General features: G+C 25.5%; 18 protein-coding genes. 14 read left to right on the top strand and 4 right to left on the bottom strand.

Annotated elements, in window-relative coordinates; genetic code table 11:
- The first annotated feature begins 76 nt into the window (after positions 1 to 76).
- The 4 genes from LN42_RS01330 to LN42_RS01315 all read left to right on the top strand — a co-directional run bounded on the left by LN42_RS01330 (position 77) and on the right by LN42_RS01315 (position 4,739).
- Positions 77 to 1,465 (top strand): radical SAM/SPASM domain-containing protein, encoded by a 1,389-nt coding sequence (locus LN42_RS01330; protein ID WP_014295736.1) that lies wholly within the window; start codon positions 77 to 79, stop codon positions 1,463 to 1,465.
- Entirely contained in the window at positions 1,435 to 3,120 is a 1,686-nt protein-coding gene (locus LN42_RS01325) for an ABC transporter ATP-binding protein (protein WP_014295735.1), read from the top strand. Before LN42_RS01330 ends, LN42_RS01325 begins: the two co-directional genes overlap by 31 nt.
- 26 nt (positions 3,121 to 3,146) lie before the next feature.
- Positions 3,147 to 3,368, top strand: coding sequence for an ATP-binding cassette domain-containing protein (locus LN42_RS11150; RefSeq protein ID WP_075780161.1), 222 nt, complete (start codon positions 3,147 to 3,149; stop codon positions 3,366 to 3,368).
- Between the two features lie 108 nt (positions 3,369 to 3,476).
- On the top strand, positions 3,477 to 4,739 hold the full coding sequence (locus LN42_RS01315; RefSeq protein ID WP_075780160.1) for an IS256 family transposase: 1,263 nt from the start codon (positions 3,477 to 3,479) through the stop codon (positions 4,737 to 4,739).
- Positions 4,740 to 5,089: 350 nt separating this feature from the next.
- On the opposite strand, the gene LN42_RS01310 is transcribed toward LN42_RS01315, so the two are convergent.
- On the bottom strand, positions 5,090 to 6,529 hold the full coding sequence (locus LN42_RS01310; protein WP_075780159.1) for a hypothetical protein: 1,440 nt from the start codon (positions 6,527 to 6,529) through the stop codon (positions 5,090 to 5,092).
- A 295-nt stretch (positions 6,530 to 6,824) separates the two neighbouring features.
- Between LN42_RS01310 and LN42_RS11145 the strand changes: the two genes are divergently transcribed.
- The 9 genes from LN42_RS11145 (at position 6,825) to LN42_RS01270 (ending at position 15,030) form a co-directional block, all read left to right on the top strand.
- On the top strand, positions 6,825 to 6,956 hold the full coding sequence (locus tag LN42_RS11145; RefSeq protein ID WP_255370589.1) for a hypothetical protein: 132 nt from the start codon (positions 6,825 to 6,827) through the stop codon (positions 6,954 to 6,956).
- 494 nt (positions 6,957 to 7,450) lie between these two features.
- Positions 7,451 to 8,476, top strand: a complete 1,026-nt coding sequence (locus tag LN42_RS01305; protein WP_075780158.1) for a radical SAM protein — start codon at positions 7,451 to 7,453, stop codon at positions 8,474 to 8,476.
- Between the two features lie 21 nt (positions 8,477 to 8,497).
- Entirely contained in the window at positions 8,498 to 8,965 is a 468-nt protein-coding gene (locus LN42_RS01300) for a DUF5680 domain-containing protein (RefSeq protein WP_075780157.1), read from the top strand.
- A 32-nt stretch (positions 8,966 to 8,997) separates the two neighbouring features.
- On the top strand, positions 8,998 to 10,050 hold the full coding sequence (locus LN42_RS01295; RefSeq protein WP_075780156.1) for a DUF1611 domain-containing protein: 1,053 nt from the start codon (positions 8,998 to 9,000) through the stop codon (positions 10,048 to 10,050).
- An 82-nt stretch (positions 10,051 to 10,132) separates the two neighbouring features.
- Positions 10,133 to 11,164, top strand: a complete 1,032-nt coding sequence (locus LN42_RS01290; protein ID WP_075780155.1) for a hypothetical protein — start codon at positions 10,133 to 10,135, stop codon at positions 11,162 to 11,164.
- Positions 11,165 to 11,202: 38 nt separating this feature from the next.
- Positions 11,203 to 12,222 (top strand): peptidogalycan biosysnthesis protein, encoded by a 1,020-nt coding sequence (locus LN42_RS01285; RefSeq protein ID WP_075780154.1) that lies wholly within the window; start codon positions 11,203 to 11,205, stop codon positions 12,220 to 12,222.
- Between the two features lie 54 nt (positions 12,223 to 12,276).
- Complete coding sequence (locus tag LN42_RS01280; RefSeq protein WP_175418059.1) at positions 12,277 to 13,461, top strand: MFS transporter; 1,185 nt, start codon at positions 12,277 to 12,279, stop codon at positions 13,459 to 13,461.
- A gap of 40 nt (positions 13,462 to 13,501) precedes the next feature.
- Positions 13,502 to 14,218: an aspartate/glutamate racemase family protein gene (locus LN42_RS01275; protein ID WP_075780152.1), complete on the top strand. Its 717-nt coding sequence runs from the start codon at positions 13,502 to 13,504 to the stop codon at positions 14,216 to 14,218.
- Positions 14,218 to 15,030, top strand: a complete 813-nt coding sequence (locus LN42_RS01270; RefSeq protein ID WP_075780151.1) for a radical SAM protein — start codon at positions 14,218 to 14,220, stop codon at positions 15,028 to 15,030. The genes LN42_RS01275 and LN42_RS01270 overlap by 1 nt, the downstream gene beginning before the upstream one ends.
- 47 nt (positions 15,031 to 15,077) lie before the next feature.
- Here LN42_RS01270 and LN42_RS01265 read toward each other — a convergent pair whose 3' ends face one another.
- Positions 15,078 to 15,809, bottom strand: coding sequence for a DDE-type integrase/transposase/recombinase (locus tag LN42_RS01265; RefSeq protein WP_175418058.1), 732 nt, complete (start codon positions 15,807 to 15,809; stop codon positions 15,078 to 15,080).
- A 180-nt stretch (positions 15,810 to 15,989) separates the two neighbouring features.
- Positions 15,990 to 16,250 carry a transposase gene (locus LN42_RS01260; protein ID WP_075780150.1) on the bottom strand — a complete coding sequence of 87 codons (261 nt, stop codon included), beginning with the start codon at positions 16,248 to 16,250 and terminating at the stop codon, positions 15,990 to 15,992.
- 151 nt (positions 16,251 to 16,401) lie between these two features.
- On the opposite strand from LN42_RS01260, the gene LN42_RS01255 reads away from it, so the two are divergent.
- Positions 16,402 to 17,649: an MFS transporter gene (locus LN42_RS01255; protein ID WP_075780149.1), complete on the top strand. Its 1,248-nt coding sequence runs from the start codon at positions 16,402 to 16,404 to the stop codon at positions 17,647 to 17,649.
- On the opposite strand, the gene LN42_RS01250 is transcribed toward LN42_RS01255, so the two are convergent.
- Complete coding sequence (locus LN42_RS01250; protein WP_232223911.1) at positions 17,641 to 17,853, bottom strand: hypothetical protein; 213 nt, start codon at positions 17,851 to 17,853, stop codon at positions 17,641 to 17,643. The genes LN42_RS01255 and LN42_RS01250 overlap by 9 nt on opposite strands.
- Between the last annotated feature and the right edge of the window lie 60 nt (positions 17,854 to 17,913).

Genomic DNA, 17,913 nt, shown 5'->3' with positions numbered 1-17,913 from the left:
AATATAGTTAAACGTTTCCCATCATAAAACAAGATGGGAAACGTATTTTAAAAATTATCAAGTAAGGAGGAACAAAATGAAAAATAAAATATTATTATTATCCCCAAAAGTAAATTTAATAAAAACTAATAAAGGCGCTATTTTAAAGCGTGTGGGTGGAAGTAATCTGATATTTTTAAGTCAAACAGAAGCTTTATTTTTATCGTTGTGTGACGGAACTAAAACTTTTGAAGATATTAGTGAAAAGATATCAAATTTATATGAAGTTTCGATTGATATAGTAAAAAATGATTTACATATTTTAATAGACAAATTTAATAAAATTAATATAATAAATTTTTTACCTCAAAAATTACATAAAAGATTGTCGAAATATACTGAGAATGAATATCTTTTTATTCCTGAAATTGATAGTCCTATTATTATTCCACATAAAATTAATAGTATAGGTTTTTCTTTAACGGATTATTGTCCTTTAAATTGTAATTATTGTTTTGGTAATTTCAATTCAAATAATACTAAAAAATATTTACCAACCGAAAAAGTTATTTCAATTATTGAAGAAGCTGAAGAATTAGGAAAAGTAGAATATGTATCTTTATCAGGCGGTGATCCTATAGCTCATTCTGGATTAGCTAAAATTATTAATTTTTTGGAGAAAAAAAGAATAAATTATGAAGTTTCAACAAAAGGAACAATTCTATCAAAAGAAAAAATTATAGAATTAGTTGATGCGGGTTTAAGAAACATTCAAATAAGTATAGATGCATGGGAACCAGAAAAATGGTCCAGAATAACAGGTTTAAAGAAAGAAGATTTTAACAAAGTTATAGAAGCTTTTTATTGGTGCAATGTGTTTAATATAAAAACCAGGGGGCGAATAACTTTATCTAAGGAAAACTTAAATGATTTAGAAATTTTATTTCAGAAATTACCTTTTTTAGGTGTTGAAGAAATTAGAGTAGTTCCTATACTTCCAATTGGAAGAGGAATTTTATCCCAAACATTGACAGAAAATGAAATAAAATATGCAATATCGTTAAAAGAAAAATATGAAAAAATATACAATGGAAGTATCAAAATTACATATGGATTACAAAAATTTGCAAAAAATATAACCTGTGGCGGTGCAAAAGTTGCAATGCAAATATGTTCTGATGGGGAAGTTATATTGTGTGATGTAGTAGAAGGAATAAATAAATCGGCATTCAGTTATGGAAATATATTCGAAAAATCTATAAAAGATATATGGTTTTCCGAAAAAGCGAATAGATTTAGATATAATTTAGATTTAAAAGAATGTATTCAGTGTGATAAATTTAGTACCTGTAATGGTGGCTGCAGAGCAGTTGCATATAAATATTATGGAGATATAAACAAACATGATCCAAGATGTTTAAATTATTCAGAAAAGAAAGAAGGTGAATTATTTATATGGAAAAAAGAAGAGATGACAACAAATTAGAAAAAAAAGAAATATATAATTTTTTATTCAAAATATTTAAAAGATATTGGAAAAGACAAATAATAGCTATTTTATTTATTGGTTTGATGGCAATATCAGCATTGGTTTTTCCAATGCTGATTAAATATATGATAGATGTTGTAATACCAGAAAAAAATTTTCAAATTCTCTTTAAATATATATTTATAATGATAGGAGTATTGATTGCAACTTCTGTGATAAGTTATTTAGGTGAAATAATATTTGAGATGAATGCATTAATAGCCAAACGTGATATAAGAAAAGAAATTATAATAAAATTAACAAAATTACCATATGAATTTTTTATGAAAATTAATTCAGGTGAGTTAATATCAAAATTAATGTCAGATCTTGAAATGGTTGGAGTTGTAGTTTCTCAGGTGTTTCCAGTTTTTGTATTATCGATATTACAAATTGCAGGAATAATAGGAATGATGTTTTATTTAAATTGGAAACTAGCAATGGTGCCAATAATTTTAACAATAATATCCCTTTTAATTTTGAAGATCATAAATAAAAAAGCAGAACATATCTCAATTATTGAAAGAGAAAAATTTGGAGAAATTACAAATTTATTAGTAGATATTATAAATAATATAAAAACAATAAAAGTAATGAATGTGTATAGTTGGACAGAAGAAATGATGGATACTATATTATATAACCATTATAATGTTGGGAAAAAGTTTATAAAATTTATAAAATTATCCGGAGCAATAGGTAATTCCATAAATGGATTAATAACAGTTGGAGTATTTGGATATGGAGGATATTTAATTATAAAAAATGAAATAACTCTTGGAACATTAATAGCTTTTTGGACATTTATTCAAACATTGATGTCACCTTTGCAATTATTAATGAAGGTAAATATGGTACTTAGAAGCTCATGGGGTGGGATAAAGAGAATAGTTGATATAACAAAATATGAAGAAGAAAAGGTTGAAGAGAAAAAAATAGAAAATATTAATTCAATTCAACTGGAAAATATCGAATATGGTTTTAATAATGAAAAAATACTTGAAACAGTAAATTTAAACCTACAAAAAGGAAAAATAATATGTATAACAGGAGAGAATGGAGTAGGAAAGACAACTTTATTTAATGTAATAACAGGTCTATATATACCGAAAAAAGGAAAAATAAAATTAAATGATAAAGAAACAATAGAAAGTAATATATTAAGAAAACATATTGGATATGTGGAACAAGAACCCGTATTATTTAAAAATTGTAGTATTAAAGAAAATATATTGATGGGAAGAAAGATTTCAAAAGAGAAATTTGAGGAAATTTTGAAAATAACTGATCTGGAAAAAATAATATCAAAATTTGAAAATGGAATAGAGGAAAAAGTGCAGAATATAAATTTATCTGGTGGTCAAAAGCAAATGATAGCAATAGCAAGAGCATTAATATCAGAACCTCAGATTATCTTACTTGATGAATTTACATCTGCAATGGATGCGAAAAATGAGGAAATAATACATGAAATTTTAAAAAAGTTAAAAAAAGAAGGAAAAATAATAGTTTTAATAACACATAGGAAATCAACATTAGAGATATGTGATGAGAAACTAAAAATCGAAAAAGGTGAATTAGAAAAGCTTACTGATAAAAATTTATATTATTAAGCAATTATCCTCTGGAGGTATAACAAATGGAAGAATTATTAAAAGTAGAAAAAATAAGCAAAACATATCCAAATGGAGTAAGAGCAAATAATAATATAAATTTTAGTTTAAAAACAAATGAAATTATTGGATTAATTGGTCCAAATGGAGCAGGAAAAACAACATTAATAAGACAGATTTTAAAATTATTGAAACCAACTTCAGGAAACATTATTATAAATGATGGTAGTATAATAAAAAGTGTGTAAATAAAAAAATAAAAAAATAAAAAGAATGAATATGTGAAAAAAGGAAGCCCAGAAGTGTGGTGAAAGAGAAAGGGGATTTTGAAAAAAAGGTTACATGGGGGGATAGTAATGCCGAGAAAAAGAAAAGAGGAAAATGAACAGATTCTTGGTAATGTAGATAGGAATTTCATAAAACAATATATAAAAGAAAATGGAATTAAGGATTGGAATGATGTTGAGGATATAAGCAAAAAGCTTGTAAAAATAATGCTTGAAGAAATGTTGAAAGCAGAAATGGATTATGAACTTGGATATGAAAAGTATTCCAGAAAACCTGAGGATAACGATAATTATCGAAATGGTTATTCTAAAAAAACTGTAATAACTAAAAATGGTGAGATGGAATTAACAGTTCCAAGGGATAGGAATGGAGAATTTGAACCACAAATTGTTAAAAAGAGACAGAGACATATTTCTGTTATTGAGGATTTGGTATTATCGCTATATTCAAAAGGATTAAGTGTCAGGGATATTAGAGACCATATTAAAGAAATATATGATGTGGAAGTTTCTCCAGAGAAAATCAGTATGATTACTAATTCTGTAATGCCTTTAATAAATGATTGGAGAAATAGACCTTTGGAAGAGATATATGCTATTGTATATCTGGACGCTTCATTTTATTCAGTAAAAGAAGATGGTGTTGTTAAAAGAAAGGCTATAAACGTCATAGGTATTAATCTTGATGGATATAAGGATATCCTTGGTATATACATAGAAAAAACTGAATCCTCAAGATTCTGGATGAATGTCTTGAATGATTTAAAAGTCAGAGGTGTTAAAGATATTTTAATCGCTTCTGTTGATGGGTTAAATGGTTTTGTTGATGCAATCCATACCGCTTTCCCTAATACTGAAGTTCAAATGTGTATTGTCCATCAATTGAGAAATACATTTAAATATGTCCCTCATAAGCACAGAAAAGCTGTTGTTAAGGATTTAAAACCTATATATCAAGCTCCAAGTCTTGAAGCTGCTGAAGCTGCACTTGAAGATTTCGAAAAAAAATGGGGCGAAACTCACCCCTTGGCAGTACAAATATGGAAAAATAATTGGGATAAATTATCAGCCTATTTTAAATATTCAGAACCAATAAGAAGGCTGATATACACAACCAATCCAATAGAAAATGTTCATAGACAATTTAGAAAAATAACCAAAAACAAAAGCGTATTTCCAACAGATGACTCATTGATAAAAGCAATATATTTTGCAGCAATGAGAATAACGGAAAAATGGACTACAAGAATTAGGGATTGGGGACAAATATTAAATGAGTTAAGAATATATTTTGGAGATGATAGAGTGCCTATTTACAGAACAAACGATTAAAAAGAAAATTCAAAATTCTGTATATATTAAACTTTGAAAAGTGAATATTTCTTAAAAGATTGCACTAAATTGTGCAAAAGGAGTGAAAACTCAAAAATTAGCTTCTTAAAAAACAAAAAGATTATTAAAAAAATTATTCAAACAATTTTTAATATCTCATTAAAAATTATAACTCTAATATTTTGATTTCACAAAGTATTGAATTTTCTTGAATTATTAAGAATAAACATCATATTTATTCCTAAATATAAATAATCTCTTATAACCAACTATAATTAATTTACACAGTATTTTGGATAGTCCCAAAAATTTATAAAACTTTTAACCAGGTAAAGAAAATTGTGAAAGAATCAGTATGAGGTTTTAATTAAAAACCCCTCAATAATCCCATCAATCAAAAACCTTTCATCATCTTCAAATGAGTAATATCCTAAAGCAACGCGTTTTTGACCGAAACCATATTTAATTGCAAAATCACGAATCTTGCTTTTTGGATAAGGAGTAATGGACCATTTAATATCGTATCGAACGCAATTTCTTAAAAACACATCAAAAACTTTCATTTCCTCATCACTGAGCTTAAAATAATTAAAAACAAACTCCTTAAAGTTCTTTGGTTTCTTAAAAAGCTCAGTGATGAGTTTTTTTCTTGCTAAATAGAATAAACAGCCTTCGGCAATCTGAGGATTATTATTTTTATTCAATAAATTATCTATGAGAATTTTCTCATGAAAATTCTCCATCATAACATTAAAAAAATACATCTTCTCATAATTAGCAGAGAAGAATTTAATAATCTTATTTTTATCTCCTTCAAAAGTCAATTTCAAAATATGACTCTTTGTAAAAAATGGTTTTTCTATTAATGCTGTATATGCTGAGAAGAATAATATTGGGATATTTACTTCTTTTTGTTTTCTAAATTTAATAGTATTTTCTTTAAAATTCTTCTTTATTTCTTTTTCAAATTCTTTTGAATAAAAGCTTCTATTAAACTTCTTATCGAGATTTACTTCAGGAAAAATCTTTTTTAGTTCATTTACTATATTACATATTTCAGAAATACGCATATCATTATTAATCTTTTTTACTTCAAAAATAGTATCAAACCAGTTATAAATATAATTTAAATCCTCAAAATAGTAACCAATATAATACTCCAATAACTCAGCAGCAATCAAAGCCTTCTTTTTATCTACTTTTTTTATCCACCATGCTGCACCATTTAAACCATTACACATCATAGTTGGATGTGGAAAGTCTTTTGCAAGAAAATATCCTTCTATAAATAAATAATATGCTTTGTTGTAATTTTCTTTTTTTATTTCTTTTCTTGCTTCTGAATATTTTATTATTGATTGTTGATTTTTATATTCTTTGTATTTTTGACTATAAATTCTCAGATTTTCATTTATTTCCAACCTTTCAATTAAAAGATTTAATCCTGGAATTATTAGATTCCTTGCATAATCTGGAAGAGAAGGTAAATTGTTTTTGAGTATATTAATTTCTTCAATCATATTGTTTTTCTTCTTTTTTAAAGACAATATCCATATCTTTTCAAATCTTGCAAGCTCTCTCAATATTGTTGTTGTTGTTGTTGTTGAAATAACTTTATCAGCATATTTAAAAGCATTTCTATATTTTGAATCCCATATTGATTTTAATAGTAATAAATAGTATTTTACACTTTCCTCTTTGAGTATATCCAGTAAATAATTAATTATAGTTCTTGAAAATGAACCATATTGAACTATGAAAATAATATCTTTTAATTTATACTCATTCAAAATATCACCTTCTTAAAATAACTTTTACCATATCGTATTTTTTTATTTACAGCGCTAATTTATTACAATTAAATTACGGACTATATTAGTAGAAAAATTCAAATAATACTCTAATTATCATAAAATATTAATTTAAATTATGTAATAAAATATTAAAAATACTAATAAAATAAGCGATTTTTTAAAAGTTGTTTTGGCACCTTCTGAAATATTGAAATAAACATATTTACAGAAGCCGAAAAATGACTTGAAAACCATGTTAGAAATGGTAAAATCAAAAATGGAGGTGGAAAATATGAAAAAAATCACTATATTAATAATCATAGGAATAGTAATATTTTCAACAATGGTATTTGCAGGTGATAATAATAAAGATTATGCCACACATTCAACCAATCCTCAAATCCAAATTGAATTTTCTGAGTAGTTAGATAGAATCTATTTTCTATTTTATATCTACGTAGATATTATATCAAAAATTTAAATTTTTTCAGCCGGCTGAATAAAGTAAAAGGAGAAAAATTAGGGGCTTCAAAAATAGGAGAAAATAAGTTAAAGAAAAAGTAAAAAATATATAAAAAGAAAAACAATCAGTTCTACCGACACCTGGATTTTTATTTGAGGAACAATAGACCAATTAATAAAATCAAAAGAGAGCAAGGATATAAGCATAAGTGGAGTGAGATTTCATATATTCAGAATAAACAAAATCAAGATAAAATTGTTTAGGCTTCTTGCTCATGGTTTAACCACCATGTTAAAAAAATATAGTTTTAATAACTATATTAAATAAATATTTAACTCAATTATATTATACACCAGCGAGGCCCCACTTTTTAAGAGTATTATGAAAACTCTGTAAACAATATACTTTCAGAATTTCGAAAGATACTATTTAAGATAAAAATGGAGGAAATTAAAATGGAAGATAAATTAAATAATAATAATAATAATAATAAAATTATAAAACAAAAAAGTATTATTTGGAATTTAACAAAGTATTGTGTGTGGAATTGTCAATTTTGTTGTGTTGATGCAAAATGTATTCGACCATTTAGTCTAATTAATAAAGAAGAAAAACCGGATTTTTCTTATGATACAGAAGAACTTAATTTTAAACAAAAAATAGCAGTTATTGACCAATTGAGTAAAGGAAATTACCGTATTGATTTTTCTGGTGGGGAATTATTAATTGATCCTATGAACATAAAAGTTATTCAATATGCGTCAAAAAAACTTGGTAAAGAAAATATTGGAATTAGTGTTTCAGGTGCTTTTATTACAGATGAAATTGTTAAAATTTTAAAAAATACTGTACATGATGTTGAAATTACTGTAGATTATTTACCGTTTAAACCATATAATTTAAGACCGATTGGATATCATGAATATGCTGAATATGCGATAAAAAAATTAAAAAAACAAGGCATTCGTGTGGGGGTTCAAACAGTTCTCACGAATGCAAATATTTCATTGAAAAAAATTTATTCATTATATAATTGGATTCAGGAAAACAATGTAGACGAATGGAGTATTCTTCGTTTTTTCCCTTCAGGACGAGGACAATTTTATGAATTTCTAACTCCAACGCATGTTCAATATTGTGAAATTGTTGATTATATAAAAAATATATCCAAAAATGGAAAAGTAGAAATTAAGTTTCAATATCTTTTACCAAATCATGAAGCTTATACATTAGAATGCAGAGCAGTTAAGAGATCTATAGGTATTTTACCGAATGGAACAGTAATAGCTTGTTTTTGGGCTCTTGATAAAAATATGGTGCCAAACAATGATAAATATATCTTGGGTAAAGTACCCGATGAATATATTGAAGATATTTTGAAAAATGAAAAAGCTATGGAATGGAGAAATAAAACTCATATGTGTAATATTTTTACAAAAGAAATTTTAGAAAACTATAAACCACGAAAATATATTATATAGATTTAAGAGGTGAAAAATAAAATGAATGAACTAACCAATTTAAAAAAATTTATTTTTAATGCGAAACAGCATACTTATGCTAGCTCAAAAGATGGGGATGAAATAATTAATGATGATCGTAGTTATGAGTTTAAATATCAAGATAAAGAATTTTTATATCGAGATAGATATTTTGGAATTGACCCATTTACTGGGCAGGAGGTTGTATATTATAAAAATTCTCCTGTATGGTGTATGAACTATTATGGATACACTCTAGAAAATTCAAAGTTTAGAAATGAAATTTTCATTTTTTTAAAAACTGCATTAATACAACTTAATGAAAACTATCCATTTAGAGGTATTAATAATCTTCGGATTGGAAAATTTCAGTATATAAACAAATATAAAGGGGATCTTTTAAGGTTTTCGGGACATGAAGTAATTTATTATGAAAAACGTATTGTTTATTATTTGGATTATTTTGGTGGAGAAATAAAAGATCAATAGTCGATTAGTTTTGCTAATAAGGAGGAACATAGATGGAGAAAATTTGTATCCTTTTAGAAGATCATGCCGATATAAAATATTGTAAAACAACAATAGCACTTATAAAATATAGTAAATATGATGTTGTTGCAATAATAGATTCCAAAAATAAAGGAAAATTTTCCGATGATGTTTTAGGGACTCATAAGAAAATTCCGTTTGTTAGTAATATAAAAGAAGCATTCAAAATAAATAAAAAAATCAAAGCTTTATTTATTGGAATATCTCCTCCAGGTGGGGAATTTCCAGAAATAATGCGGAATCATGTTAAAGAAGCTTTAAGTATGGGTTTGAATGTTGTTAGTGGTTTGCATTATTTCCTGAGCGAAGATCCTGAATTTTGCGAATTAGCTCGTTTAAGTGGAAGCAAAATTATTGATATACGTAAAATTAGTAAAGATAAGATTTATTATAATAGATATAATCCTCGTAGAGCAGGTACAAATGTAATTTTAACTGTTGGAAGTGATTGTTCGGTTGGAAAAATGATTACAACAATTGAATTAAATAAATCAGCATTAAATAGAGGTTTGAAGTCCACTATTGCTATGACAGGGCACACAGGAATGATGATAGTTGGTGATGGAATTCCTGTAGATGCAACAATAAGTGATTTTACAATTGGAACTATTTCAAAATATATTCAGTACTTAGCTGAAAATCATGATTATGTATTTGTTGAGGGACAAGGGACAATTACACACGGTAATATATCATTAGCGTTATTGCATGGTGCAGAACCAGATTATTTAGTGTTATGTCATCAAGTAGGACGAAAATATATTAAAGGATATAATCAATGGTTAATTCCTCCTTTAAATGAATTAGTAAAAATATATGAATATGCATCATCCTGGAAAAAAGGAACTAATTATGCTCGCGTAATTGGAATATCCCTCGATACACACCTATTATCCCACGAAGAGGCTATTATCTATATTAATAGCGTTCAAAAAGAACTAAATATTGTTACTACAGATCCATGGCGTTTTGGTGTTAAAAAGATAATTGATGAGATTATTTCTAAACATAAAATGAAAATTTAAAATCGTTTATAAAATATTTATAATTTTAATATTTTTAATAATTTATTTAATTTTGTAAAATAAAGTGGAGGAATATATAAATATGGATAATAAAATAAATCATTTTAAATTCAAAGTAAGATCGCATCTGCCTGATATATTATATTTTATATCTTCGATGTTGTTTTTTTATACACAACTACATATAGTTATTGAATATTTGATGTTTTCAAAGATAAATTTTGTTGAGATATGGTTGTGTTTGATTTTATTTAAAATAGGTGAATTAATTCATGAATTTATTGATATAGAATATAATGATATATTTTCCATACTAATTATAATAATTTCAATAGGTTTAATTAAATTTAGTACTATTCCAATATTTTATTTTTTCTTTTCTTTCATTTTTATGAAAATTAGAAGTAATATATCAGAATATAGTAGTAAAAAAGTTAAAATTATTGGACGAGCAATAGGATTTATATTATCTCCTTTTTATAATAGTTTAATTTATTTATTATGTGTTATTTTAACATCAGTGATTTGTTTGTTGACTACTGAATTGGAAACAACAAAAAGATTAAAAATTAATAAAATAAATAATAAAGAAAATTCCATAATATATTTGCTTATGGCTCTGCATCATACGCATTATTTTGTGTATGCCTATTCAATTCCAATATTTTTCTTTCAAAAAAATATTTTACCAATAGAGATAACAGGCCTTATTTTTTATTTGGGCTGGGCAGCTTATAATGCTTATGAGAAAATAATAAAACCAGCATGGAATTGGTTTATTATAGGACATATATTGGCAGCATTTTCTCTTATTATATTATATATGACAAACGTTCTATTTTTTACAATTATAGCCTGGTTTATGACAGGACTTGGAGGTGGAACTGTGTATATGCTGCACAGTTTAGTATATAAAAAAAATAATAATACTAAAAAGGATATGTTAATTGCTGAAGGATTTGGACACCTGATAGGTATAATTTTGTGGGGTATTATTTATTTATTAAAAGGAGTTAATGCAAATTTTTTATTTGGAGCATTTTTTGCAATTATTATAGCTATTCTCTCTTATTATACAAATTATAAAACAAATTTAATAAGTTCACGATTTTAACTTATATTAATCATGATTATATCAAGGGAGGAATTTTAATGTATTATGCTAATGTAAAATTAGATATATTTAAAGTAGAATCATCTTTTTTTAAACTCAACCAATCTACTCCATCTGCATTATATAGAACAAAAGAATGGTTAGTTGATAGTCAACAGCGGTTGGGGGATATTCCGGTTTATATAGAATTATTTTATAATAAAAAACCCATTGCACTTTTTCCAGTTATTATATTTAACAAACAGAGTGATTATCCACCAGTGGATCCACATCGTATAATAAATGAAGCGCTTGGTATAAAAACGAATAAACCTATTGCATACTGTGCAACTTTATTTGGTTTGGGGTGTCCAATTTTATTTAATAAAAAAGAACATGATTGGGATTCTATAATTTCAATTCTTAAAGCATTATTAAAAGAAAAATTTAATTGTGAAAATCTTGTGTTTGGATACTTTTTTGAAAATGATGATCCATTTAAAGGTTATACTTTTAATAAAAATTATGTAACAATTAAATCTCATAAATTACTTGGTATCCTTAATACAGGAAAATTTACTTCTTTTGAAAATTATAAAAAAAGCTTAAGTAAAAATACAAGAAAATCTTATAATTCAGAAACAAACACTTTTATAAAAAATAAATTATATGTAAAAAATCTACCTATTAAAGAATATGATCTTGATTTAATAGGTAAAATGTCTTCAAATGTTTTCGCTAAATATGGTGCTAAAGTAGATCCTTCTAAAATATCGAATTTTGCCAAACATATTTCCGATAAATTCCCTAATAATTCTGGTATTATTTCATGTTGGAAAGACAAAAACATAATATCTTATGTATTATATATTAAATATAATAAAATTTTGTATGCTCATACATTTGGAAGAAATTATGAATTAGACAAATATAAATCATATTTTTTAGTTGCATATCATGCACTCATTAAATATGCGATTGAGACGGGAATGGAATATATTAATTACGGAGGAGGAGCTAGTTGGACTAAAAAAAGAAGGGGGGTATCTATAATACAAACATATTCATATGTTTGTTAATTATATATTATGAAAAAATATTTTAAAAATATCAATAGAAATATGCAGGTTATTTTGTTAGGACAGATAACAAATAATATCGTGTATTATTCTTTTCTGCCTTTTCTTTCTTTTTATTTGTCAGGAACATTTAATGTTAGTCAAATAGGATTTATGATATCTTATCGTTCAATATCAAATATTAGTGGTATACTTATTGGAGGCGGATTGGCGGATCGTGTTCGTCCAGAAAAGGTGATGGTAATTTGTTTAACTGGCGCTTCATGTATTTATTTTTGTTTGGCATTTATAAATAATTATATTATGTATAGTATTTTGCTATCTACTATAGGTTTTTTATCGGGAATTAGTTATCCATGTGAGAGTGTTCTTATAATGAGAAATACAAATTCAAAAAATCGCGCAGAAGTATTTGCTATTATACGTGTGATCTTAAATATATCTGCTAGTATTGCACCTATTCTTGCTGTTAAGATATTTATTAAATATCATATTATTACTTTTAGTATTCTTGCATTATTAAATATAATTTATGTTATATCAATAATCGCCTTTTTTAAGGGAAATGACATTAATCAAATAAAAAATGGTAAAATTTTAGATACATTTTTAGATGAAATATGGGGTATTATAAAAATTTTTAAAGATTATAAATTTTTGCTTTTAATTATGGCTTTTACCCTGTCAACGGTAGCAACATATTCCATTGAAACTACATTACCGTTATATTTAAATATATATTATCATAATGCTGAATATTTATATAGTTTTATTATATTACTAAATACATGGTTGGTTATCCTTTTGCAGATTCCGTTATCTAAATTTAGTAAATTTATTACTTATACAAAATCCGCAATTTTAGGACAACTTTTAGTAGGTATCTCTTTTATTTTTTTAGCATTAATTCATAATTCAGTAGGTTTAATTATTATATTCATAGTTTTTACAATTGGAGAAATTCTTATTTCTCCTGGTGCAACGCTTCTCATCGTTGATAATTGTAGTAGTAATAATACAGGAAAATACTTATCTATAGGCAAATTACGTCTATTTTTAGCTTTACCAATTTCATCTTCAATAGGTGGTTATTTGTTAAATTTAAAAATGGATAAAACTTTTCTTTATATGTATGGATTATTTGCGTTTAGTGGAGCAACTCTATTATTTTTTCTCATTAATAAGATAAACGATAGCAGTGTAAAATTTAACATTTCGAATATGAATAATATAATTTAATATTTATTTAACAAAACTATATAAATAGTGAGGGATTTGAATGGATATAAAACAACCTTTAATAGGGATTATTGGTGGCATGGGAGCATTTTCTTCACTTGAATTTATGGATACGATTTATAAATTTAATAGACCATATATTTCCGATCAACAAGCTCCAAGAATTATATGTGTTTCTGACACTAATATCCATGATCGTACATCTTCTATTTTACATAATTGTTGCGATTCATTACCTGATTCAGTAAATTCTATTATTAATAAACTATTATATTTCGAAATTGATATAATAGTAATAGCTTGCATAACTTTTCATTTTTATTTTAAATTGCTTCCGCCGGAGATACAAGAAAAAACAGTTAATCTTATAGACATTATTAAGAGGGAGCTGAAAAAACATAATAAATCAGCTGTTTTATTAGCAACACTCGGTACTTATAAATCCGGTATTATTAATGGCAAAAATGTAATTATTCCTTCATTGGAACAACAGAGAAAAATTCATTCCCTTATATATGAAATTAAAAAAGTTGGGAAAGATCCTGTTTTATTAGATGAATTAATGATTAACATTGAAAATATGAAAAATGAATTTAGAACTAATTTAGTTATTGCTGGTTGTACAGAAATACATATTGCCGTAAAATATTTTAAAGAAAATAAATTATTAAATGATATTACTTTTATAGATCCATTATTTACTATTGGGGTTAATATAAATAATATCCTCAGTTTGAAAAAAGGAGAGAATTTTTAATGGCAGAAATACTTTGTAAAAGTATAATTACAAAAAGTAAGCTACCTGAAACAGATTATTGTTGTAATATTTATGTTGGGTGTACTCACGGGTGTGTATATTGTTATGCACGTTTTATGAAACGATTCACAGGTCATACTAATGAAGAGTGGGGATATTTTGTTGATTATAAATCAAATGCAATAAATGTATTAAAAAAGGATATAAAAAAAATAAAAAAATATGAAAGGGTATTAATGGGAAGTGTAACTGACAGCTATCAACCTATTGAAAAGAAACTTCAATTAACTCGTAGATGTCTTAAAGCTATGGCAGACTTTGACATCAATATTTCAATTCTTACAAAATCTGTGTTGGTTTTAAGGGACATTGATATTTTTAAGAGATTCACGAATTGTGAAGTTGGCATTAGTTGTGGAATAAATAATAGTGAGGTATCTAAAATACTTGAACCCCATGCAAGTTCTATTGAAAAGCGTTTTGATGCATTAAGAAAACTAAAACAAAATGGTATAAAATGTTATGCCTTTATAGGACCGATAATTCCATATATAACAGACTTAGAAAAAATATTTTATAATATAAAGGATAATGTAGATTTTATTATGGCTGAAGCTCTTAATCTAAGAGGAATAAATCTACCTTTATTCAAAAAGCGTCTCATTGAGTTAGTAGGTGAAGAAAATACAAATAAAATAATAGCAACATGTAAAAATAATGAATATTGGAACATGGTAGAAAAAACTATTGTAAAATTATCTTCAAAGTATGGTATAGAAAATAAAGGCTTTTTTAGACATGTAAAGAGATGAAAAATAAAAAGCATAAAAGAAACAATAAATTGAAACAAGAGAAGTAGCTAAAAACACGAAACATTATTATTAAGTTTGTGATTAAAAAGATTAAATACAAAATCAGGAGTAAAATATTTCAAAGAACCATGAGGTCTGAGATTATTGTAAAAATAGATATATGAAATATAGTAATTATAAACATCCTCAATATTATTAAATTCAATAGATTCAACAAATTCTCTTTGAACATAAACAGCTTTTCGAAGAAAAGCGAGTTTAGAAAAACCATAAAAATAAAATAAAGCCATAAACCTTATTCCTGCGAAGCAGTGAATATTCTTGTAACCAAATTCATGAGTAATATTTAACTCTTCTATAAGAGCAGCAGTAAATTTAGCCTTGAATTGTGGTCCGTTATCTGTTCTGATAATAAGATTATCAGGAATAGCTCCTCTAAAATCAATAGCTTTTTGTAAGGTATTAATAAAATCTTTAGCTTTAATAGAATGACCAATATAAACACCAACAATAGACCTATCAAAAGCATCAATAATACTTAAAACAGGAATAAACACATCAGAAACCTTTTCACCTTTAGTATTAAGAGAAAAACCTTTAAAATGGGATTTTCTATTTCTTTTAACAACAAAAAACAATCTGGAATTATAATAAAAAGTACTGGGACTAATATTATAATTTTTAAGTAAAAAAGAAGTAGCAACACCAAAATTTCTATACTTAAAAACAATTAAAAAATTACCAATAAAAGTTACTTTCCACAGTTGTTTTTTTTTCAAAAGTTTAATCTCATCTTCTTGCATTTTAAGAAGAAGCTCTTTCTCAAGAAGACGTTCATAATATTCAAATTTCTTTTTTAAAACAGCAGAATCATTAGAATTATCCGAATCATTTCTAACAATGCCGGCAGATTCATAAATAAAAAAATCGCATGCTTCGCAAAAATAAAAGATAAAATATTATTTTAAATAAAAAATCATACTGCTTGCACAGCATGATTTAGAAATATCAGAAATAATAGATTTAGTTCTACCTTTTTTAGAATTAAAAACATTATCGTCATAACCAGAATCTTCATATTTTTTAACCCATTTAGTGAAAGCAGAAAAAGAAATAGAATATTTCTCACAGATATCAGCTTGAGTTAAAGAATCACTGGAAAGATATTCTTTAACAACAGATAACTTAAAATTAGGATCATATTTTTTTCTTTTTCTCATTTAAAACACCCCTTTCTTCTTTTCATTTTTATGATATCATTTTCTTATTTTTTCTCCAAATCTTCCAAGGGGTGATTACGCGGCTTGCTTCAAGATATTGGAAAAGAAAAAGTTATTTTTTAACAGTGATGAAAAAATTGGAGAGTGAAAAATGTCAAAAGAAGTGTTAAATAATAAAAATTATGTTTTAATAATTATTTCTGATTCAATTAACAGATTCGGAGATTCAATTGACAAAATTGTTTATCCATGGATGGTATACGAAGTTACAAATTCAACAAGCATAATGGGGATTTTATTTGCAATAAATTTTATTCCTCAGATAATTTTTACTATATTAGGGAGTAATTTCATCGATTTTTATTCAAAAAAGAAAATTGTTATTTCAGGAAATCTATTACGTGGAATCATTGTATTTTTTACAGCTATTTTATTGTTAACTAAAACCATAAATGTTTCTTATATTTTTCTTTTTTCCATATTAAGCAGTTCTTTAGGAACTATTGTTAAACCAGCGAATAAAGCTTTGATACCTTTAGTGGTTGAAAAAAATAATTTAATGGAAGCAATATCTTTTTCAAATTTATTAATTTCTATAGTTGATATATCAGGGTTATTATTTGGAGGACTTATATCATCATATTTTAATATGTTTATAGCTTTTATTATTAATAGCTTGACTTTTTTTATTTCTTCAGTATTATTAGCCTACATCAGGATAAATGAAATATTTGAAAAAAATATTTCAAAAAATAAATTTTTGATTTTTGATACTTTGAATTATATAAGAAAAAATAAAATAATATTTCCAAGTATTTTAATGGCTTTTATTGTAAACTTATGTATAACTCCATTTTATATATTACAAGTTGTATATGTAAAAGATATTCTAAATCAAAATTCTATTTATATTAGTTATATGGAAATATCAACATTATCTGGAATAATAATAGGAAGTTATATAATATCAAAAATATCAAAAAAGATTAAAAATCTTAATACTATAGTTGTAAGCATTATATTTTTAAGTATTACTTATGCCTTATATGTACTTCCACAAATAATTATAGTTGAAAACTATAACTTATTTATATACATAGTTTTTATAAGTTTTTTCTTTGGTTTTTTTGGACCTTTTTCGACAATACCACTAAATTATTATATTCAGGCGTATTCACCTAAAAATATGTTGGGAAGAATAAATTTACTAAAAAGTTTCTTAGCTAGAAGTTCAGCTCCATTAGCAGGATTGATAGTATCAATAATATCTAATAAAACAGATATTTTAAGTATTTTTTTAATTATGTCCAGTATTATGGGAATATCAGCAATTATATTTTATTTAAAAAATTATAAAACTTTTAACCAGGTAAAGAAAATTGTGAAAGAGTCAGTATGAGGTTTTAATTAAAAACCCCTCAATAATCTCATCAATCAAAGCTCTTTCATCATCTTCAAAAGAGTAATAACCAAGAGCAACACGCTTATAACCTAAACCATATTTAATTGCAAAATCACGAACATTATCTTTTGGATAAGGAGTAATAGGCCATTTAATATTGTATTGAACGCAATTTCTTAAAAACACATCAAAAACTTTCATTTCCTTATCACTGAGCTCAAAATAGTGTAGAATAAATTCTTTAAATTCTTCACATTCTTT

The sequence above is a fragment of the Marinitoga sp. 1137 genome, from assembly GCF_001941525.1.
In the GTDB taxonomy this organism is placed as follows: Bacteria; Thermotogota; Thermotogae; order Petrotogales; family Petrotogaceae; genus Marinitoga; species Marinitoga piezophila.
This window is presented reverse-complemented; position numbering and strand designations above follow the sequence as displayed.